General features: G+C 72.5%; 19 protein-coding genes. 15 read left to right on the top strand and 4 right to left on the bottom strand.

The window, feature by feature from the left end:
* Positions 1-27: 27 nt before the first annotated feature.
* The 7 genes from DVA66_RS04400 (at position 28) to DVA66_RS04370 (ending at position 6,918) form a co-directional block, all read left to right on the top strand.
* A complete protein-coding gene (locus DVA66_RS04400) occupies positions 28-978 on the top strand; it encodes a carbohydrate ABC transporter permease (RefSeq protein ID WP_114558962.1) in 951 nt (316 codons plus the stop codon).
* A gap of 7 nt (positions 979-985) precedes the next feature.
* Positions 986-1,864, top strand: a complete 879-nt coding sequence (locus DVA66_RS04395; RefSeq protein WP_114558961.1) for a carbohydrate ABC transporter permease — start codon at positions 986-988, stop codon at positions 1,862-1,864.
* Positions 1,861-3,132, top strand: a complete 1,272-nt coding sequence (locus DVA66_RS04390; protein WP_114558960.1) for a glycoside hydrolase family 32 protein — start codon at positions 1,861-1,863, stop codon at positions 3,130-3,132. Before DVA66_RS04395 ends, DVA66_RS04390 begins: the two co-directional genes overlap by 4 nt.
* A 178-nt stretch (positions 3,133-3,310) precedes the next feature.
* Complete coding sequence (locus DVA66_RS04385; protein ID WP_198671477.1) at positions 3,311-4,324, top strand: LacI family DNA-binding transcriptional regulator; 1,014 nt, start codon at positions 3,311-3,313, stop codon at positions 4,322-4,324.
* 175 nt (positions 4,325-4,499) lie between these two features.
* Positions 4,500-5,408: an endonuclease/exonuclease/phosphatase family protein gene (locus DVA66_RS04380; protein ID WP_114558958.1), complete on the top strand. Its 909-nt coding sequence runs from the start codon at positions 4,500-4,502 to the stop codon at positions 5,406-5,408.
* A 128-nt stretch (positions 5,409-5,536) separates the two neighbouring features.
* On the top strand, positions 5,537-6,004 hold the full coding sequence (locus DVA66_RS04375) for a DUF6069 family protein (protein WP_114558957.1): 468 nt from the start codon (positions 5,537-5,539) through the stop codon (positions 6,002-6,004).
* Positions 6,005-6,048: 44 nt separating this feature from the next.
* A complete protein-coding gene (locus tag DVA66_RS04370; protein ID WP_114558956.1) occupies positions 6,049-6,918 on the top strand; it encodes an aldo/keto reductase in 870 nt (289 codons plus the stop codon).
* Between the two features lie 374 nt (positions 6,919-7,292).
* Here the strand turns inward: DVA66_RS04370 and DVA66_RS04365 are convergent, their stop codons facing one another.
* The gene (locus DVA66_RS04365) at positions 7,293-8,318 is read right to left on the bottom strand and encodes a 4-hydroxythreonine-4-phosphate dehydrogenase PdxA (protein WP_114558955.1); all 1,026 of its coding nucleotides are present in this window, start codon (positions 8,316-8,318) and stop codon (positions 7,293-7,295) included.
* Between the two features lie 182 nt (positions 8,319-8,500).
* Between DVA66_RS04365 and DVA66_RS04360 the strand changes: the two genes are divergently transcribed.
* Positions 8,501-9,973, top strand: a complete 1,473-nt coding sequence (locus tag DVA66_RS04360; protein WP_114558954.1) for a family 43 glycosylhydrolase — start codon at positions 8,501-8,503, stop codon at positions 9,971-9,973.
* A 101-nt stretch (positions 9,974-10,074) separates the two neighbouring features.
* On the opposite strand, the gene DVA66_RS04355 is transcribed toward DVA66_RS04360, so the two are convergent.
* Positions 10,075-10,494, bottom strand: coding sequence for a Rid family hydrolase (locus DVA66_RS04355; RefSeq protein ID WP_114558953.1), 420 nt, complete (start codon positions 10,492-10,494; stop codon positions 10,075-10,077).
* A 93-nt stretch (positions 10,495-10,587) separates the two neighbouring features.
* Here DVA66_RS04355 and DVA66_RS04350 point away from each other — a divergent pair, with 93 nt between their 5' ends.
* Positions 10,588-11,079, top strand: coding sequence for a MarR family winged helix-turn-helix transcriptional regulator (locus DVA66_RS04350; protein ID WP_114558952.1), 492 nt, complete (start codon positions 10,588-10,590; stop codon positions 11,077-11,079).
* A gap of 20 nt (positions 11,080-11,099) precedes the next feature.
* Here DVA66_RS04350 and DVA66_RS04345 read toward each other — a convergent pair whose 3' ends face one another.
* The gene (locus tag DVA66_RS04345; protein ID WP_114558951.1) at positions 11,100-12,140 is read right to left on the bottom strand and encodes a LacI family DNA-binding transcriptional regulator; all 1,041 of its coding nucleotides are present in this window, start codon (positions 12,138-12,140) and stop codon (positions 11,100-11,102) included.
* Positions 12,141-12,228: 88 nt separating this feature from the next.
* Between DVA66_RS04345 and DVA66_RS04340 the strand changes: the two genes are divergently transcribed.
* Genes DVA66_RS04340 through DVA66_RS04315 form a run of 6 tightly spaced genes read left to right on the top strand, consistent with a single transcriptional unit; the run spans position 12,229 to position 20,105 of the window.
* Entirely contained in the window at positions 12,229-13,572 is a 1,344-nt protein-coding gene (locus tag DVA66_RS04340) for an ABC transporter substrate-binding protein (RefSeq protein WP_114558950.1), read from the top strand.
* Between the two features lies 1 nt (position 13,573).
* Entirely contained in the window at positions 13,574-14,521 is a 948-nt protein-coding gene (locus DVA66_RS04335) for a carbohydrate ABC transporter permease (protein WP_198671476.1), read from the top strand.
* Complete coding sequence (locus tag DVA66_RS04330; protein WP_114558949.1) at positions 14,514-15,302, top strand: carbohydrate ABC transporter permease; 789 nt, start codon at positions 14,514-14,516, stop codon at positions 15,300-15,302. The genes DVA66_RS04335 and DVA66_RS04330 overlap by 8 nt, the downstream gene beginning before the upstream one ends.
* Positions 15,303-15,337: 35 nt before the next feature.
* Positions 15,338-16,477, top strand: coding sequence for a glycoside hydrolase family 99-like domain-containing protein (locus tag DVA66_RS04325; protein ID WP_157973833.1), 1,140 nt, complete (start codon positions 15,338-15,340; stop codon positions 16,475-16,477).
* Positions 16,478-16,509: 32 nt separating this feature from the next.
* Positions 16,510-18,675: a hypothetical protein gene (locus tag DVA66_RS04320; protein WP_114558947.1), complete on the top strand. Its 2,166-nt coding sequence runs from the start codon at positions 16,510-16,512 to the stop codon at positions 18,673-18,675.
* The gene (locus tag DVA66_RS04315) at positions 18,672-20,105 is read left to right on the top strand and encodes an L-fucose/L-arabinose isomerase family protein (protein WP_198671475.1); all 1,434 of its coding nucleotides are present in this window, start codon (positions 18,672-18,674) and stop codon (positions 20,103-20,105) included. Before DVA66_RS04320 ends, DVA66_RS04315 begins: the two co-directional genes overlap by 4 nt.
* A 42-nt stretch (positions 20,106-20,147) precedes the next feature.
* On the opposite strand, the gene DVA66_RS04310 is transcribed toward DVA66_RS04315, so the two are convergent.
* Positions 20,148-20,435, bottom strand: a 288-nt coding sequence (locus DVA66_RS04310; protein WP_198671474.1) for a hypothetical protein, incomplete at its 5' end; no start/stop codon positions are given.

Raw genomic sequence — 20,435 nt, 5'->3', positions numbered from 1 at the left:
CCTGGAGCTCGCCCTGAGGAGGACGACGTGACTCTCCCCGCCAGCGCCGCCGCGCCCGGTGCCACCGCCGACGCCCGCCCGGCCCCACCCGCCGCCGCGCAGGGACGCCGCGGCCGCCGCACCATCGCCGCGGTGTTCCTCGCCCCCACCGTGATCGGGCTCGGGGTGTTCCTGCTGATCCCGATCCTCGCCTCGATCGCGCTGTCGTTCTTCCGCTGGGACGTCCTCACCGCGCCGCAGTTCGTCGGGCTGGCCAACTTCGCCGACATCGTCGCCGACCCCACCGTCGGCCGGGCCTTCCTCAACACGATCGTCTTCGTGGCGGTGGCCGTGGTGCTGCAGCTGGCGATCGCGCTCGGGCTCGCGCTGCTGGTGCAGACGAGGATGCCGGACTGGCTGCGCACCGTGTTCCGCTCGGTGTTCTTCTTCCCGCTGATCCTGTCCGCGGCCTCGATCTCGCTCGTCATGTCCTACCTGTTCAACGAGGAGTTCGGCACCGTCAACGCCGTCCTCGGCTCGATCGGGCTGCCGAGCGTGCCCTGGCTGACGTCCGGGCCGGGAGCGGCGGTCGTCACGCTGCTGGTCTACCTGTGGCAGAACTTCGGCTTCTCGTTCCTGCTCTTCCTCGGTGGGCTGGCCGGCATCCCCAAGGAGGTCACCGAGGCCACCTCGATCGACGGCGCCAGCGCCTGGAACCGCTTCCGGCTGGTCACCCTGCCGCTGCTCTCGCCCACGATGCTGGTCGCCTCGGTGATGGCGATGATCGCCGCGCTGCAGATCTTCGACCAGCCCTACGTGCTGACCCGGGGCGGCCCGGGCGACAGCACCCGCACCGCGGTGATGGTCATCTACGAGTCGGCCTTCCAGCAGCTGCAGTTCGGCCGGGCCTCGGCCATCGGCATCGTGCTGACGCTGCTCATCGTCGCCGTCACCGCCGTGCAGTTCCGCCTCAGCCGTCGCTACGTGCACTACCAGTGAGGACGCCATGACCACCCGTGCCGCACTCCCTCCCGCCACCCTCCAGACGCACCGCCGTCCGGCCCGCTCGCCCTCGCCGCGCCGGGCCGCCACCCCCGGCGGCGTCGCCCGCTACGTCGTCCTGATCGCCTGCGGGGTGCTCGTGCTCAGCCCCGTCGTGTGGACGCTGTGGACCGCGCTCACCCCGCTCGAGGCCGGCACCGACACCGTCCGTCCCGGCTTCTCCGCCTTCGTCGACGTCTTCGCCCAGGTCGACTACGCCCTGCTCTTCCTCAACAGCGTGCTCGTCACCGGGCTGGTGGTGGCGGGGCAGATGATCGTCTCGGCGATGGCCGGCTACGTGCTCGCCACGGTCGACTTCCGCGGTCGGCGGCTGCTGTTCGGGGCGATCCTCGCCACGATGATGGTGCCGCTGCAGGTGACGATCGTGCCGGTGTTCATGCTCATCCGCGGGATGGGGCTGTCCGACACCCTGCTCGCGCTGATCATCCCGGCGATCCCCACCGCCTTCGGCACCTTCCTCATGCGGCAGTACTTCCTCACCCTGCCCGCCGAGCTGGGGGAGGCCGCCGCCATCGACGGGGCCGGGCACTTCCGCACCTTCTTCTCCGTCTACGCCCCGCTCGCCCTGCCCGGCATGGCGATCGTCGGCATCCTCGCGTTCAACACGCACTGGAACGAGTTCTTCCGGCCGCTGATCCTCACGCTGTCGGAGCAGAACTTCACCCTCCCGCTCGGGCTGGTCAGCCTGCAGGGCAACCTCGGCTCGGGCAGCACCTCCACCATCCTCGCCGGGGTGGTCCTCTCGATGATCCCGGCCCTGATCGTCTTCGTGTTCGGGCAGCGCCCGTTGCGCGAGGGCCTGACCGCAGGAGTGAGCAAGTGACCGCTTCCCCGACCACCACCGACGTCCCGGCCGGCACCGCCCGGCTCCGACCGGCCTGGCACGTCCGACCCGAGCAGGGGTGGCTCAACGACCCCAACGGGCTGGCCCGCGTGGACGGGCGCTACCACGTCTTCTTCCAGCACCACCCGACCTCCACGCAGCACCGTGAGATCCACTGGGGCCACGCCTCCTCGGCCGACCTGATCACCTGGGCCGACGAGCCGATCGCGCTCACCCCGCGTCCCGGGGGCATCGACGCCATCGGCTGCTGGACCGGCTGCCTGGTCGTCGACGACGGCGTCCCGACGCTGGTCTACAGCGCGGTCTCGGTCGGCGACGGCAGCGCGGACGTGGTGCTGGCCCGCGGTGACGCCGAGCTGCGCCACTTCGTCGCCGACGAGCACGCCACCGCCCCGATGCCGCGGCTCGAGGGCGTCACCGACGTCCGCGACCCCTTCGTCTTCACCGCCGCCGGCCGGCGCTGGGGCGTGCAGGGGGCCGGCTCGCCCGGCGGACGTCCCCAGCTGCTGCTGTGGCAGTGCGACGACCTCACCGAGTGGCAGCCGCGCGGGGTGCTCGTCGACGACACCGACCCGGTGCTCGGCGACGTCGCCGCGGCCAACATCTGGGAGTGCCCCAACCTCGTCCCGGTCGGTGACCGCTGGCTGCTGGTGCTCTCGCTGTGGCGCCGTGTCGAGCAGGGCCGGGAGCTGCACGGGGTGCGCTGGGCGGTCGGCGACCTGCGCCCTGAGGGCGACGGGCTGCGCTTCGTCGCCGAGCGGGGTGGGGTGGTCGACGACGGGCCCACCTTCTACGCCCCCCAGCTGCTGCTCGACGCCGACGCCGACCGGGTGCTGATGTGGGGCTGGGCGTGGGAACGCGACCGCACCGCCGAGCAGGTCGCCGAGCAGGGCTGGCAGGGGGTGCTCACCTCCCCGCGCGAGCTGGGCGTCGAGGACGGCGTCCTGGTGCAGCGTCCCGCCGCCGAGCTGGAGCGGCTGTGGGCCGGGACGCTGGAGCCCGCCGAGGTCGCCGGCGCGCACACCTTCGCGGTGGAGGCCGACGGGCCCGGTGCGCTGCGGCTCGGCGGGGAGGAGGTCGCGGTCTGGGACGCCGGCGCCCGGGTGCTGGTGGACGGGTCGCTGGTCGAGGTCTTCTCCGCCGACGGCCGGACCACCACCACCCGCGGCTACCCGACCGCCGAGGGAGGCTGGGAGGTGGTCGGCGAGGGCCGGCTGCACCGGCTGCGACCGCCGACCGCGGGGTAGTGGCCCGGCCCGCGGCGAGCTCCTGCGCCGCCTCCGTCCCGCCGCCGACCCCCAGCCTCCACCGCCTCCCCTCCGCGCGGTTCGAGGTGAAAGGGCACTCCCCGGCGCCCGCTATCACCTCGAACCGGCGATGAGGGCGAGGCGGGGTCGGGCCCGGTCGACGCACTACGATCGCCCGGTGCGCAAGGTGACCTCGGCCGACGTCGCCCGTCGGGCCGGGGTCTCGCGGGCGGCGGTGTCGATGGTGCTCAACGGACGCGCCGCCGGCAACGTCTCGGCCGACCGGCAGGAGGCCATCCGGGCTGCGGCGCGCGAGCTCGGCTACGTGCCCGACGCCGCCGCGGTGGCGATGCGCACCCAGCGCACCCGCACCCTCGGCGTGGTCACCGACGCCATCGTCACCACGGCCTACGGCGGTGACGTGCTGGCCGGGGTGATGGACGCCGCGGCGCGGTCGGGCTACGTGACGATGGTGGTCGAGACCGAGGACGACCCGGAGCTGGAGCAGCGGGCCTTCGAGGCGCTGCGCCGCCGCCAGGTGGACGGCTACGTCTTCGCCGCCGCGTCGATGCGCACCTACTCGGTGGCCGAGGAGGTCGGCAGCACGCCGGCGGTGCTCGCCAACTGCATCGACCCCGACGGCAGCCACGCCGCCTGGTACCCCGACGACGTCGGCGGCGGACGGCTGGCCACCGAGGCGCTGCTGGCTGCCGGCCACACCGCGCTGGTGTGCCTGGCCGGGGCGGAGGCGACGATGGCGACCGGGCTGCGGGTGCAGGGCTACCAGGAGGCGCTGGCTCGGGCCCGTCGGCGTCCCGGGCCGGTGCACCCGACCGGGTGGGAGATCGCCGACGGCCACCGGGCCGCGATGGCGCTGCTGACCGGCCCGGACCGTCCCACCGGGATCGTCTGCGCCAACGACCGGGTCGCGGTCGGCGTCCTGCTGGCCGCCACCGCACTCGGCCTGCGGGTGCCCGACGACCTCTCCCTGGTCGGCTACGACGACGACGTCAACGTGGCTCCCACCCTGGTGCCGGGGCTGACGACGATCGGGCTGCCGCACCGCGAGATGGGCCAGCGCGCCACCGACGCCCTGCTCGAGCGGCTCGCCGGCAGCCCGCTGGAGCCGACGCAGATCGCGGTCGGGGCGACCCTGGTCCCGCGGGAGTCCGTGGCGGCACCGCCGCTCTGATGACGCCCTGACCGATTCGATGGTCAGTCGTGGCGCCCGGCGGCGCGGAGCCGGCATCCGCTGCCGCCGGAGATGACCGGTGGGCGTCACCAGACGCTCACCGGGTGGTCACGTGGCGGCCAGCGACCGTGCCTAGCGTCGACGGCGTCCCTCACCACCCCCAGGAAGGAACGCCATGTCCCGCCGTCCCCGCACGACCCGTAGGTTCCGCCTCGGCGCCGTCGCCGCCAGCATGCTCGCAGCGCTGCTCGCGCTCTCCCCGCTGGGCCCGGCCCCGGCCTCCGCCGCCGAGCAGGAGGAGCTGGAGGTGATGTCGTTCAACCTGCGCTACGCCTCGGACACCCCGCCGAACTCCTGGCAGGAGCGCCGCCCGGTCACCCGGCAGCTGCTGCAGCGGGAGCGTCCGCACCTGATCGGCACCCAGGAGGGGCTGTACGAGCAGCTCCGCGACATCGAGGACGACCTGCGCTCGCGCTACGACTCGATCGGGCTCGGCCGCGAGGGCGGGAGCCGCGGCGAGTTCATGATGATCTTCTTCGACCGGACCCGGCTCGACCCGCTGGAGTACGACCACTTCTGGCTCTCCGACACCCCCGACGTGGTCGGCTCGCAGACCTGGGGCGGCTGCTGCCCGCGGATGGTCACCTGGGTCCGCTTCCTCGACCGGGTCACCGGCCAGGAGTTCTACGCGGTCAACACCCACCTCGAGGCCTTCGACGCCACCGCCCGCGCCAAGTCCGCCGATCTCATCCTGGAGCGGATGGCCGCGTTCGACCCCGAGCTGCCGGTGGTCATGACCGGTGACTTCAACGAGCCGGCCGGGGCCGGCGGCCGGGTCTACGACACCCTGGTCACCGACGGGCCCCTGGTCGACACCTGGGAGGTCGCCGAGGAGCGGGGCGAGCTGGTCGGGACCTTCCCGAACTACCAGGCGCCGGTGCCGGGCGGTCCGCGGATCGACTGGGTCCTCACCAGCCCCGAGGTGGACGTCCGCCGCGCCGAGATCAACACCTTCCGCCGCGGTGGTCAGTTCCCCAGCGACCACCTGCCGGTGCAGGCCTCGCTGGTGCTGCCCACCAGCTGACCCACGGAGGGCGCGGACCCGTCGACGGGTCCGCGCCCTGACTCCTGCTCTGGTGGGCGCGGCGGTGGCTGGGTAGGAAGCACCCGATCGGGCAGGGCGCCCGGTCGGAGCGAGCCGGAGGAGCGACCATGAGCACACCGACGGGTCGACGACTGCTGACGCCCAAGGCGGTGCTGGTCCGGGGTGTCGTGGCCGCGGTGCTGGCGACGGTGCTCAACATGCTGCTGTTCGTCACCTTCCGCGGCCAGGGTGCGTCCATGGAGGTCGCCCCCTTCGGCGGCCCGGCGATGGCGGTCGTGGTCTCGGCGGTGGCGGTCGTCACCGCGGTGGTGGTACTCGTCGGGGCCGGCATCGCAGCGCTGCTGGCTCGCTGGTCCTCCCGCTGGGTGATGCTGTGGGCGTGGGCGGCCGTCGTCATCGGCATCGCCACTGCTTTGGTGCCGCTGTCGGCCACCGACGAGTTCGGCACCGCGGTCGGCCTCGCCGTCCTGCACATCGTCCCCGGGGCGGTGCTGGCGGTCGCGCTGCTGCGGCGGACGATCCTGCCGCGGCGCGACAGCGGGCTGGGCGCCGAGCGCCCGGGCGCCGGCGCCTGAGGCCGGCCGGGAATACCCCCGTGTCCACCGGGGCTGTCCAGACCATGACCTCGACGACTCTGGACGCCCGCGCCTCCGGCACCTACGACATCTCGGACCTCGGCACCGTGCACCGCCTCGGTTTCGGGGCGATGCGGATCACCGGCGACGGCATCTGGGGTGAGCCGGCCGACGCCGACGTGGCCCGCTCGGTGCTGCGCCGGGCGGTCGAGCTGGGGGTGGACTTCATCGACACCGCCGACGCCTACGGCCCCGACGTCAGCGAGCGGCTGATCGCCGAGGCGCTGCACCCCTACGGCGACGTCAAGATCGCCACCAAGGTCGGCAACACCCGCACGGGCCCGAACCAGTGGGTCCCCGTCGGCGTCCCGGCCTACCTGCGCCAGCAGACCGAGCTGAGCCTGCGCAAGCTCAAGGTCGACACCATCGACCTGCTGCAGCTGCACCGGATCGACCCGAACACCCCGCGCGACGACCAGTTCGCCGAGCTCGCCGCCCTGCAGAAGGAGGGCAAGGTCCGCGCGCTCGGCCTGTCGGAGGTGACGGTCGAGGAGATCGAGGCCGCCAGCCAGCACTTCACCGTCGCCACGGTGCAGAACCGCTACAACCTCACCTACACCGACGCCCAGGACGTGGTCGACTACTGCGAGGCCAACGGCATCGGCTTCATCCCGTGGGCCCCGATCGCCAGCGGCGAGCTGGGCAAGCCCGGCGGCATCGTCGCCGAGATCGCCGACCGGCTGGACGCCACCTCCTCCCAGGTCGCGCTGGCCTGGCTGCTGCGCAAGTCGCCGGCCATCCTGCCGATCCCGGGCACCGGCTCGGTCGAGCACCTGGAGGAGAACATCGCCGCCGCCTCCCTCGAGCTGGACGACAACACCTTCGCCGCGATCGCCGAGGCCGCCCAGGCCTGAGCCTCCGCCGCACCAGCCTCGACGCCCGTCGTCCGCACCTCGGACGGCGGGCGTCGTCGCGTCCGGTCGGGGGATCGCCCCCCCTTCGACAGGCTCAGGACGACGCTTCGACAGGCTCAGGACGTCGGGGCGTGGTGAGCGCCGCAGGGGTGGCGCCACCAGCGGGCACGCGCCCACCACAGCGCGCTGAACCTGTCGAAGCGCGAGCGGCCCCACGAGAGCACGGCTCGACCACAACGCGCTGAGCTCGTCGAAGCGCGGCACCAGGTGCCCTTCGACAGGCTCAGGGCGTTGGGTCGGCTCAGGGCGTTGGGTCGGCTCAGGGCGTTGGGTCGGGTCAGGGCGTTGGGTCGGGTCAGGGCGTCCGGGTCGGGTCAGGTGGCGGGTGTCGCGCGGGCGAGGGCGGCGGTGGCGGTCGCGACGGCGATGTCGAAGGCGTTGACGGTCGAGGTGGGGTCCGCGACGCCGCGGCCGACGATGTCGAAGGCCGTCCCGTGGGCCGGGGTGGCGATCGGGACGGGCAGGCCGCCCTGGACGGTGACGCCGCCGGAGAAGCCGATCAGCTTCATCGCGATCTGGCCCTGGTCGTGGAACATCGTGACGATCCCGTTGAAGTCGCCGCGGCGGGCGGCCAGGAAGATCGTGTCGGAGGGGAACGGGCCCGAGACGTCGATGCCGCGGGCCCGGGCGCGCTCGACCCCGGGCCGGATCTGGTCGATCTCCTCCCGGCCGAAGGCGCCGTTCTCGCCGTTGTGCGGGTTCAGTGCGCAGACGCCGAGCCGGGGCTGGTGGCCGGCGTCGCGGAGCGCCTCGTGCAGCAGGGTGGTGATCACCTCGATCCGCTCGGCGGTGATCCGCTCCGCCACCGCCGACAGCGGGATGTGCGAGGTGACCCGGGCCGTCCACAACCCGTCCAGCACGTTGAGCTCGCTGGTCGGTCCGGTGTGCCCGAGCCGGCCGGCGAACCAGCGCAGCTCGTCCTCCTCGGTCATCCCGGCCAGGTGCAGCGAGGTCTTGTTGAGCGGGGCGAAGACGATCGCCTCGGCCCGCCCGTCCCGGACCAGCCCGACGGCACGGTCGAGCTGGTGCAGCGCCCGCGCGCCGGCCTCGGCGCTCGTCCGTGCCGGTGCCGCCTGCGCCGGGAGAGTGCCGTCGTCGAGCAGCACCACGGTCCCGGGTGCCCCGTCCGCACCCAGCGGCAGCGGCGGGACGCCGGCCGCGCGGTAGGCGGCGTCCAGCTCGGCCCTGGCGGCCAGCACCAGCACCCGCGCCCGCTCGGTGGTCTGCGGGCGGTGCAGCAAGAGGGCGACCAGCTCGGGCCCGATGCCGGCGGGGTCGCCCAGCGTCACGGCGACCGTCGGTCGGTGGTGGACGTCGACGCGCGCGTCGGTCGTGCTCACGGGTACTCCCTCGTCCGGTGGCTGGCGGTGCGTCCAGCCAACCACGTCCGGGCGGGCCGTTCTCCGAGGGCTCGGTTTCCGCGCTGCCAGGGCGTTACAACGTTGGCAGCAGGGGTTCCGCCGGACGGGCCGTCGGGGCTACGGTGGCCGGACCACCCCCTGAGACGACGAGGTCTTTGCCCATGCTGCGCACCGTCCTGCTGATGCTCACCGCCGCCATGACCCTCTTCGCCGCCGCGCCCCCGACCCCGGCCGAGCTCTCCGGCGAGGACGAGCCGCGAGCGGTGTTCCGTGCCCCGCTCGACCCCGGCGCCGACCCGTTCATGGTCACCGTCGACGGCCGCTACCACCTGATGACCACCAAGGGCAACCGGCTGGCGATCAAGACCGCCGACACCATCGCCGACCTCCCGCGGGCCCGGGAGAAGACGATCTGGCGCGGCGCCGACGACGACCCGTCCCGCAGCACCCAGATCTGGGCGCCCGCGCTCTACCGCTCCACCTCGCCCGAGGACGGCCAGCCGCACTGGTACGTCTACTACACCGCCAGCGACGGCGTGGACGCCAACCACCGGATGTACGTGCTGGAGTCCGAGGGCGACGACCCGCTCGGGCCGTACTCGTTCAAGGCCAAGATCGCCGACTACGGCGGCTACATGATCGACGGCGAGCCGATCACCGTCGGCGGGCAGCAGTACTTCACCTGGAGCGCGCCCGGGCGCGGCTTCGAGGGCGGCCCGCAGCAGATCTACCTGCAGCCGATGGACACCCCGTGGTCGACCACCGGCGAGACGGTCGCCCTACCCGTCGACATCGGCACCTGCCCCGAGGTGCGCGAGGGGCCGACCTCGATCGTCCACGACGGCCGGCTGGTCCTCACCTACTCCAGCTGCGACACCGGCAAACCCGACTACTCCCTCTACGCCATCTCCATCGACGTCGACGGCGACCCGACCGACCTCGCCCAGTGGCGGACCCACGAGCGTCCGCTGCTGCTGCGCAACGACGCCGAGGGCGTGTACGGCCCCGGACACCACTCCTTCTTCACCAGCCCGGACGGCACCGAGGACTGGATCGCCTACCACGCCAAGAACACCCCCGCCTACACCTACGACCACCGCACCACCCGCGCCGCGCCGGTGCGCTGGGCCGAGGACGGGCTGCCGCTGCTCGATCCCCCGGTGGCCCTCGGCGTCGACGTGCCGCTGCCGTCGGGCGACCCCGGCCCGGGTCCGCGGGCGATCAACGACACCGACGAGGGCACCGGGGCCTTCCAGGTCAGCTACGCCGGCGACTGGCGCTCCGGCGACGCCTGCGGCCCGACCTGCTACCGCGGCGACGACCACTGGAGCTGGACGCCCGGCAGCACCGCCACCTTCCGCTTCACCGGCACCCAGATCGCCCTGTTCAGCGTCCGCGACACCGGCAACGGCATCGCTGCCATCTCGGTCGACGGCCGCAACGAGGAGCTGGTCGACCTCTACGCCAGCCCGCGCACCGGCCAGGTGCAGCAGTGGACCAGCCGCCGGTTGCCGCCGGGGGAGCACACGGTGACGGTCCGCGTCACCGGCGAGCGGAACCCGCGCTCCTCCGGCGCCGTGATCAGCATCGACCGCGCCGAGGTCTGGGACGACCGCCCCGGCCGGTCCGGCTGAGCGTCCACCCGGAGGTCGGGACGGGGGCTCGGGGCGCCAGCGGCCTCGCCCCGAGCCGTTCGCCCGGTCGGCGCCGGGCCACCCGCCCCGGCGCACCGGGCTCAGCTCTGGTCGCCGAGGTGGGCCACCACGCTGATCTCGATGTTCATCTCGGCCAGCCCGAGCGCGGTGACACCGACCTGGGTCCAGATCGGTGCCCGCTCGCCCATCCGGGCGCGGAGCTGCTCGACCATCACCCGGTTGTGGTCGTCGCCGATCGCGCCGGCGGGGACGCGGTGGTAGGACGTCACCGACACCACGTCGGACCAGCGGGCGCCGGCCGTGGCCAGCGTCCGGCCGACGTTCTCGAAGGCCTGCACGATCTCCTCCTCGAGGGTGCCGGTGACCCGCGAGTCGTCGTCCCAGCCGCCCTGGCCCGAGATCTCGACGCGGTCGCCGATGCGGACGGCCTGGCTGTAGTGCAGCAGGTCGCGGTGCCGCTGGCCGTAGCCCGGTGTGAGGGTGAACTGCGGCGTGGTCATGGGATGCTCCTCTGGATTGACTTCAAGCTTGAATTGACCGGTCGAGCCTACACGCTTCACGCGTGAAGCAAAGACCACGGCTAGGCTGCGCGGGTGGCGAGCGAGACGGAGCGCTCCGGCGACGGCGACCCGGTGCCGTGGCTGGACGCGGAGGAGAAGGAGGCCTGGACGGGCCTCATCTCGCTGGTGCTGCTGCTCCCGGGGCGGCTGGAGGCGCCGCTGCGCGCGGCCTCCGGGCTCACCCTGTTCGAGTACATGGTGCTCAGCCAGGTCTCCGAGGCCTCTGGTCGCCGGCTGCGGATGAGCGAGCTGGCGTTCCTGGCCAGCGGGTCGCTGTCGCGGCTGTCCAACGTCGTCACCCGGCTCGAGCGGCGCGGCTGGGTCCGGCGCGAGCCCGACCCCGACGACGGCCGCTACACCCTCGCCGTCCTCACCGACGAGGGCTACGCCCTCGTGGTCGCCGCCGCCCCCGACCACGTCCGCACCGTGCGCCGGCTGGTGCTCGACCCGCTCACCGCCACCGAGCGTCGGACGCTGGCCCGGATCGCGGCCAAGCTGCGGGTCCGGCCCGCCGACTTCGACTGATCGCCGGGGCCAGCCGTCGTTCAGCCGCCGGTCGACTCCCGGCTGACGACGCGGTGCCGCACGACGATCTCCCGAGCGCGCAGCGGACGGCGGCTGTGGATGCGGTCGAGCAGCAGCTCGATGGCGATCTCGGCCAGCTGCGCGTTGTCCCAGTCCACGGTGGTGAGTGAGGGCACGGCGTAGTCGCTGCCCTCGATGTTGTCGAACCCGGCGACGGCGATCTCACCCGGTACGTCGACCCTCGCCTCGGCCAGCGCCTTGAGTGCGCCGAGCGCGACGACGTCGTTGAAGCAGACGACCGCATCTGGCCGTTCGGGCAGCGCCAGCAGGGCGCGCATGGCCTCGGCTCCGTCGCGACGCTGGAATCCCTCGACCGCCAGGTGCAGCTGCTCGTCCCAGGCCAGGCCCGCCTGCTCGACCGCGTGCTGCACGCCCGCCCGTCGCAGCTGAGGGGTGCCCGTGAGCCGGGTGCCGGAGAAGCCGATCGTCGCCACCCGGCGTCGACCGGTCGCGATCAGGTGCTCGGTGAGCTCCTGGGCGGCGGCCTCGTTGTCGGCGGCGACGTGGTCCACCCCGCCGTCGAAGATGCGCTCCCCGAGCAGCACCATCGGCTCGCGCCCCCGCAGCTGGGCCAGGTCGTCGGCCGTCAGCGCCTGCGGGCTGATGATGACGCCGTCCAGCAGGTGCGACCCGGTCCCGTCCAGCAGCCGTCGCTCCCGCTCCGGCTCTGAGCGTGTCTCGTCGATGAGGACCGTCACCGACTCTGCCTCCGCCGCGCGGATGACGTGCCCGGCCAGGTCGGCGAAGTAGGGGTTGGACAGCCACGGGACAGCCAGTGCGACGACGCCAGTACGGCCACTCTTGAGGTTGCGGGCCGACAGGTTGGCGCGGTAGTTGAGCTCGGCCATCGCCGCGACCACCCGCTCGCGGGTCCCCTCGCTGACGTGGGCGTAGCCGTTCACCACGTTCGAGACCGTCTTCGGCGACACGCCGGCCCGGCGGGCCACATCGACCATCGTCGGGCGCGACGTGTCGACGACCGGGGGAGCACTCGAGTTCATCACCTCAGCATAGGGGGTGTACAACGCAGTAAACAGCGATGTAGCGTGCGGAAAACCAGACGCGGACGCGACAACGAGGTGGGCGGACATGGGACGTGTGGAGATGCGGCGTCGGATCGGCGCGGCGGTGGCGGTCGGAGCGCTGCTGCTGTGCTCGGCCTGCGGCGGCGGCGGCGGCGGAGCCGGGGACGGGCAGGCGGGCACGAGCACCAGCACCGAGGTGACCTGGTGGGGTTGGGCGCCGGGCAAGGACCTGGCCGACCAGTACATCGCCGCCTTCAACGAGGAGCACCCCGACATCACGGTGACCTACCGCGAGATCCCCTACGCGGAGTACGTCAACGCGCTGCGGCTCGGGCTCCGCTCCGACGCCGGACCGGACGTCTTCGCCCTCCAGCCCGGTGAGATCACCGACCGCTTCGGGCCGTCGGCCGCCGACCTCACCAGCCGGGCCGACGAGGCGCTCGGTGCGGATTGGCGCACCGCGATCACCGGCGACGCCCAGTCGCAGTTCGTGGTGGACGAGGCGCAGACCGCGCTGCCCGTGCAGCTCTCCGCGTCCGGGTTGATCTGGTACAACCAGGGCCTCTTCGACGAGGCGGGTGTCGAGGTACCGACTGACGCCGCCAGTCTGCGGGCCGCGTGCGACGCCTTCGCCCAGGCCGGCATCGTCTGCATGGGCCAGGGTGCTCAGGACGCGTGGGCCAACATCGACTTCTACATGACGCTCGCGGCCGACTTCGCTCCCGGCGCCTTCTACGAGGCCGTCGACGGCGCCCGGCCGTGGACCGACCCCGGCCTCGTCCAGGCGTTCGCGGAGTGGCAGCGCCTGGTGCAGGACGGCGTCTTCGGCGAAGGTGCCGTCGGTCTGACCACCTACCCCGACACCAGCACCGCCTTCGTGCAGGGCAAGTCGGCGATGACCCTGCTCGGGACGTGGCAGGCCGGGTTCATGGACGCGGAGTCGGTGCGGCAGTCGCTGGAGGACGGTGACACCGAGCTCCCCGTGATCTTGCCCGCGCCGTTCCCCGACCTCAGCGGCGACGGCACCCCGCCGACCACCTTCGGTGGTCCCGACTACGGACTGTCCATCAGCAGCAGCTCTGACGCCACCGACGCGTCCTGGACCTTCGTGCAGTGGCTGGCGGCCAGCGAGGCCGGCCAGCAGGTCGTCGCGGACAACAAGTTCCTCCCCGCGCTCACCGACATCCCGCTCCCCGCTGAGGGTCTCGTGGACCCCGCCGTGCAGGAGCCGGCGCTGCCTGAGGTGGTCTCGTTCATGGCCGAGGCGCAGGGCTACCGCGAGATCCCCTACGCCGACGTCAAGGTCGCCCTCGGTGACGCGCTCGCCGCCCTAGCAGTCGGTCAGCAGACGCCGGAGCAGGCGGCCCAGGCCGTGCAGGCGGCTTCCGACGGCGTCGACCGGAGCTGACGTGACCACCGTGCTCGGCACCCCGCCCCCGCCGACCCTGCCCGGGACGCGCACCGCGGACGTCGTCACCGGCCGACGGCGACGCGGGAGGGGACTTGCGCACCTCGGTTTCATCGCTCCGGCCGTGCTGCTGGTGGCGGCGGTGATCTACTACAGCGTCGGCTACACCTTCTGGCTGAGTCTGACCGACTCCGACGGCATCAACCCCGGCGCCTTCGTCGGCCTGGACAACTTCGCCCGGGCCGTTTCCGACCCCACGACCTGGGCCGCGCTGGCCCACAGCGCGCTGTTCCTGCTGGTGATCCCGACCCAGATGCTGCTCGGTCTGGTCATCGCGGCGCTGCTGCACTCCTCGGTGCGGCTCAAGGGTCTGTACAAGGTGGTGGTCTTCATCCCGACGATCACCGCCACCGCCGTGATGGCGCCGGTGTTCCGCCAGGTCTTCGCCGCCGACGGATCGGTCAACGACGCCCTGGAGACCGTCGGGCTCGGTGGGCTGACCCAGGCTTGGTTGGGGGACCCGTCCTGGGCCCTGCCGACGTTGATGGTCATCAACGTCTGGCAGTGGACCGGGCTCAGCTTCATCCTCTACTACGCCGGCCTGACCCAGATCGAGGCGAGCACCTTCGAGGCGGCCCGTCTCGACGGCGCGTCCAACCTGCGGATCCTCACCTCGATCATCGTGCCGATGATGAAGGGGACGCACGTCACCCTGCTGATCCTCGGTGTGATGGGTGTGCTGAAGACCTTCGACCTGGTCTTCCTCGTCACCGGCGGAGGACCGGCCAAGTCGACGGAGTTCCTCTCCACCTACATCTACGAGACGACCATCACCCGCTTCGACGCCGGGTACGGGGCCGCGCTCAGCGTCCTGCTGCTCGCGCTCTCGCTCGGCTTCACGGTCTGGCAGATGCGTCGTTACCGACGGGCAGGAGGAGCCGGTGTTTGAGCTGCGCACCCGGCGGGCCAGGCTGTTCGCCCAGCTGGGTCTGACCCTGCTCGCCCTGCCCTTCGCGCTGCCGCTGGTCGCGATGCTGCGTGGCTCGCTGCAGAACGAGGGCTGGGCCAACTACGTCGTCGTGCTGTCCGAGCCGCAGTTCGGACGGTTCTTCCTCAACTCCGCCATCATGGCCGCCGGCTGCATCGGCATCACCTTCGTCGCGGCCATGCTGGCTGCCTTCGCCTTCGCCAAGCTGCAGCTGCCGGCCAAGGAGGTCTGGTTCTACGGCCTGCTGGTGGCGCTGACGCTGCCCGGGGTGATGATCCTCGTGCCGCTCTTCCTCACCATGCAGACCCTGGGGCTGCTCGACACCTACTGGGCGGTGATCCTCCCGCTCGCCGCCGGCGGCATCCCCTTCTCGGTGCTGCTGGCCCGCAACTTCATCGCCGGGCTCGAGGACGAGATCTTCGACGCCGCCCGGGTCGACGGCTGCACGACGCTGGGCGTCTTCCTGCGCATCGTCGTGCCGCTCAGCCGGCCGATCGCGGCGGTCATCGTCCTGTGGGCTTTCCTCGGTGCCTGGAACGAGTTCCTGCTGCCGCTGCTCTTCCTCACCGACGCCGACCTGCAGGCCATCACCCAGGTGCCGACTTTCTTCACCTCCTTCTACGGCGGCGACCAGGGCAAGGTCGTCGCCGCATCCGTCCTCATCACCCTGCCCGTGCTGCTGATGTACCTGGCCATGCAGCGCTTTTTCGAACGCGGCATGACCGGAGGAGCCCTCAAGTGACCCACCCGAGCAGCGTCCCGACCCCAGGAGACCCCGTGACCGACCGTACCGACCCCCGCCGTCCCGACGTGGCCTGCTTCTACTTCCCGGCCTGGCACGCCGACGCCCGCAACGACGTCTGGAAGGAGCCCGGGTTCACCGAGTGGAAGCTCGTCGACGAGGCCCGGCCCCGGTTCGATGGGCACCGCCAGCCGCTGCGGCCGAGCTGGGGCTACGTCGACGAGTCCGACCCCGAGGTGATGCAGCGCGGGTGCGCCGCCGCAGCGGGCGCCGGCATCGACGCGTTCCTCTTCGACTGGTACCGCTACGACGGCGAGGACTTCCTGCACGGCGCCCTCCACCGCGGGTACCTGGCGCTGCCCGACCCGGGCGTCGCCTTCGCGCTGCACTGGGCCAACCACGACTGGGTCGACGTCTTCCCCGCCCGCACGCACACCGAGGCGACGCTGCTCAGCCCGGCACGGGTCAGCGCCGAGGAGTTCGGCGCGCTCGCCGACCTCGTCATCGAGCGGTACATGCAGCGGGAGACCTACTGGCGGGTCCGCGGGGGTGCCTGGTTCAGCTGGCACCAGTTCGGCCTGTTCGTGGAGTGGATGGGCGGCTGGGAGGCGACCCGCGACGTCCTCGCCGACTTCCGCGAGCGCGCCCGGCGGGCCGGCGTCGGCGAGCTGCACCTGGCCGCGGTGGGCGGCATCGACCTCACTGCCGGGGACGGTGCCCGGTTGGCCGAGGTAGGGATCGACAGCCTCACCCCCTACAACTGGCTGCACGTGCTCCCGCTCGACCGGGGCCTCAGCGTCGACTACGCCGACTGGCACCACCTCGCCCAGGACGATGCCGAGCGCTGGGCCGGGCTGTCCTCGGTGCCCTTCGCCCCCAACGTGACCATGGGCTGGGACTCGACCGCCCGGGTTCACCAGGACGACCCGCTGGAGATCTCCACCTGGCCCCGGCTGCCCGTCGTCGTCGACAACACCCCGGAGCGGTTCAGCGCGGCCTGCGCCGACATGCTCGAGAGGGCCCGTGGCACCGGGGCCGGCTACCTCACCGTCAACGCCTGGAACGAGTGGACCGAGGGCAGCTACCTCGAGCCGGAGGAGACCACCGGGGACGGCCACCTCGAGGCACTCCGGACCGCAGTGGCGTCGACCTCGACGCCGGCGTCACGAACCTGAACCCGTCCACAACGTCGTCAACGGAGACCACGATGAACGCACCACACCCGACTCGTCCCGTCTTCCGGCTGTCCCGGGCCGCCTTCCTGCGACTGGGCGCCGTCGGCGTCGCCGGCGCCGGTACAGGGCTGCTCGCCGGACCGACCGCCACCGCCGCGGCCGCCACCGTGGAGGTCGACGCCTCGACCGTGGTCGGCCCGGCCACCTGGCGTGCCACCGGCTTCCTCAACGGGCTGAGCGCCGACGGCTCGAGCCCGCCGGACGAGCTGCTGCGCCCACTGCGCCCGCAGACCTTCCGCGGTGGTGGGTCGTTGCTCGACCGCGGCTGGGGCGGCGGCGGGGAGGCCGGCTACCTCCCGCGCTGGCAGTACGTCGTCGACACCTACCGGCGGGTCGCCCGCGGGCCGCTGCGGGCGCAGTACGTGCTGGTCGTCCCCGACCTGTGGGGTGCGGAGGGCGTGACCCTGGGCCCCGACGACCTGTTCCCCGGCGACGGCGGCGACTGGACCGAGTGGGAGTCCTTCCTCACCCGGGTGGTGGGCGACGTCAAGCGCGCCCGGATGCGTCCGGACGTCCTGCAGTACGAGATCTGGAACGAACCGGACTACACCGAGCTCTACTTCCCCCGGCCGAAGGAGCAGTACGAGGAGCTGTGGCGGCGCGGGGTGCGGCTGATCCGCGCCCTCGACCCGCAGGCCCGCATCGTGGGGCCCAGCTTCACGCGGATCACCGTCAGCGGTGACAGCTGGGGGATGGACGAGTGGCTGGACATGACCGTCGAGTCGGACACGACGCCGGACATCCTCTCCTGGCACGACCTCATCCCCGGTCGGGACCCGGTCGACCAGGCCGACCTTGCACGACAGCTGCTGGCCGAGCGCGGTCTGGAGGAGGTCGAGCTGCAGCTCAACGAGTACCCGTCCAACGTCGCCCTCGACCCCGGCGCCAACAGCTGGTACCTCGCGCGGTTCGAGAAGGCGAGGATCGACTACGGGGTGCTCGCCATCTTCGGCGCCTGCTGCACCTTCCCCCAGCTCGACGGGCTGCTGACCCAGCGCGGTGAGGAGTTGTTGCGCAACGGCCGGTGGTGGGCCTACCAGCGCTACGCCTCGATCACCGAGGACCTGCTCGAGGTGACCCCGACCGGGGTCTTCGACGCCGTCGCCGGCACTTCGCACCGCGGCCGGCAGCTACGCGTGCTGCTCGGCGACGAGACCGGCGACGGCTCCGACCTCGGCCGGCGCAGCCTCACCGTCCGCGGGCTCGACGACCCGTCACTGCGGCTGGTCCGGCGGGGACGGGTGACGGCCCGGGTGGAGCGTATCCGCGACGAGGCCGTGCTCGACCAGCCGGAGGTGCTCAGCGACCGCCAGCTGGCTGTCACCGACGGGACGGTGGTGGTCGACTTCGACTGGGTCGACGCCAGCTCGGCCTACGTGGTGACGCTGGGCCGGCAGGACAGCGAGCTGCCGACGGTGGCGCTCGTCGAGGCCGATCCCGACCCCGTGATCACGCTCCGTGATCGTCCCACCGAGGTGCAGGTGCTGGTCCGCAACTACACCGACGCCGACCTCAGCATCACCCCGGTCGTCAGCGCGCCGCCCGGGCACCAGGCCGAGGCGCCGGCCACCGTCGTCGTGCCAGCCGACGGTGACGCCGTCATCCCGGTGGTGCTGCGTCGGACCACCGCCGACCTCACCGGAGGCGAGCTGGAGGTCACGGTCGGCGACCAGCAGCTCAGCGCGGCGGTCGTGGCCACCGACGACCTCGCTCGGGTGGCCACCTTCACCGCGTCCTCGACCTTCACACCGTCCTCGCCCGCCAACCTCAACGACGGGCTGACCGACCCGGAGCTCTGGGGTGGGGGCGGCGCCGGCGGGTGGAACGACAACACGCTGAACCACTTCCCCGACTGGGTGCTCGCCACCTGGGCCATCGAGGAGACCTTCGCCCGGGTCCGGGTGCACACGCTCGACTCGGTCGGCTACCCGGCGGGCGACTGGGGTGTGCGCGACCTCGACGTGCAGGTTCCTGACGGTGACGGCTGGCGGACCGTCGCGGGGGTCCGCGGCAACACCGAGGGCATCGTCGAGCTGGCCTTCCCGGCCGAGACCGCCGACCGGCTACGGGTCCTCGTGCTGGCCAGCAACAGCGGTGACTACTCCCGGCTCATCGAGGTGGAGGTGCTCGCCGGATGAGCACGATGCCGGAGGTCGTGATGGGCAGCGCGACCGGACGTCCGGCCCGGGTGGGCCTCGTCTCGGGAGGGCTGGGCACCTACTGGCCCCAGTTCCCGGGACTGCTGCCCCAGCTGCAGGACGCCGCCCGCCGAGTGGGTGAGCGGTTGCGGCAGATGGACGTCGAGCTGGTCGACGCCGGGTTCGTCTCCGACGCCACGGAGGCCGCAACTGCCGCCGAGACCCTCCGGCGCTCCGACCTCGACCTGGTCGTGATCCACCTTGCGACGTACCTGACCTCGTCGATGGTGCTGCCCATCGCCCAGCGCGCCGGGGCACCGGTGCTGGTCATCGACCTGCAGCCCAGCCCGAAGATGGACCACGCGGCCTTCGACACCGGTCAGTGGCTGGCCTACTGCGGGCAGTGCCCAGTGCCAGAGGTCGGCAACGTCTTCCGGCGCGCCCGGATCCCCTTCCGCTCCGTCTCGGGCCACCTGGACCACGAGCCGGCGTGGCGACGGATCGAGTGCTGGGTCACCGCGGCCAAGGTGCACAGCAGGTTGCGACGGGCGCGGCTCGGTCTGATGGGCCACCTCTACCCGGGCATGCTCGACGTCTCCACCGACCTCACGCTGATGTCGACCACCTTCGGCGCCCACGTCGAGGTCCTCGAGCTCGACGACCTGCGGCACCGCGTGCAGCAGGTGCAGGAGAGCGAGGTCGCGGAGCGGGTGGGGCTGGCCCGCGAGCTGTTCGACCTTGCCGACTCGGTCCGCCCTGACGACCTGTCCTGGGCCGCCCGGGTGTCGGTGGGGTTGGACCGGCTGGTCGAGGACCACGCCCTGGACACGCTCTCCTACTACCACCGCGGGCTCGACGGCGAGCTGCATGAACGGCTCGGAGCCGGACTCATCCTCGGGGCGTCGCTGCTGACCGCGCGCGGCATCCCGGCCACCGGGGAGTACGAGCTGCGCACGACGGTGGCCCAGCTGATCACCGAGGTGGCCGGTGGCGGTGGCTCCTTCACCGAGATCCAGGCCCTCGACTTCGAGGCCGGGGTGGTCGAGATGGGTCATGACGGGCCGGCGCACCTGTCGCTGTCGTCGCGGCGGCCGTTGTTGCGCGGGCTGGGTGTCTACCACGGCAAGCGCGGGCAGGGGGTGTCGGTCGAGTTCGACGTCGCCTCCGGTCCGGTCACCCTGCTGGGACTGGGCCAGGACGCCGACGGCCGACTGCTGCTCACCGCCTCTGAGGGCGTCGTGGTCGACGGCCCGCACCTGCAGATCGGCAACACCACCAGCCGCGTCGACTTCGGCCGCGACCCTGGCGAGTGGGTCGACGACTGGGCCGCCTCCGGTGTCGGTCACCACTGGGCGCTGACCGGTGGCCACGGTGCCGCCACCTACCGGGCGGTGGCTGACCTCCTCGAGGTGCCGCTCACCGTCGTGTAGCCGGCGGCGACGCTCGCCCGCCGTCCGCGGCGGCCGGCGGCCTCAGCCCGCCGAGGACGGCGCGGTCTCCCCGGCCGAGGCGCTGCTGTCCAGCAGCCAGGCCCACCCGGCCTCCACGGCGTGCCCGACGGCCCCACGCAGCACGGTGTCCTCGCGGAAGGGGGAGAGCAGGCAGTCGACGTCGACGGCGCCGTGGGCGGCCAGCCGCTCGCGCAGGACGGCGGCCAGGGTCGGGCCGGAGCGGGCGATCGCGCCGGAGAGGGTGACCACGCCGACGTCGAGGCCCAGGCACAGCGGGGCCACGGCGGCGGCCAGCGGGTCGACCGCCCG

Origin of the sequence: Desertihabitans aurantiacus (genome assembly GCF_003344635.1) — a bacterium.
Taxonomy (GTDB): Bacteria; Actinomycetota; Actinomycetes; order Propionibacteriales; family Propionibacteriaceae; genus Desertihabitans; species Desertihabitans aurantiacus.
This window is presented reverse-complemented; position numbering and strand designations above follow the sequence as displayed.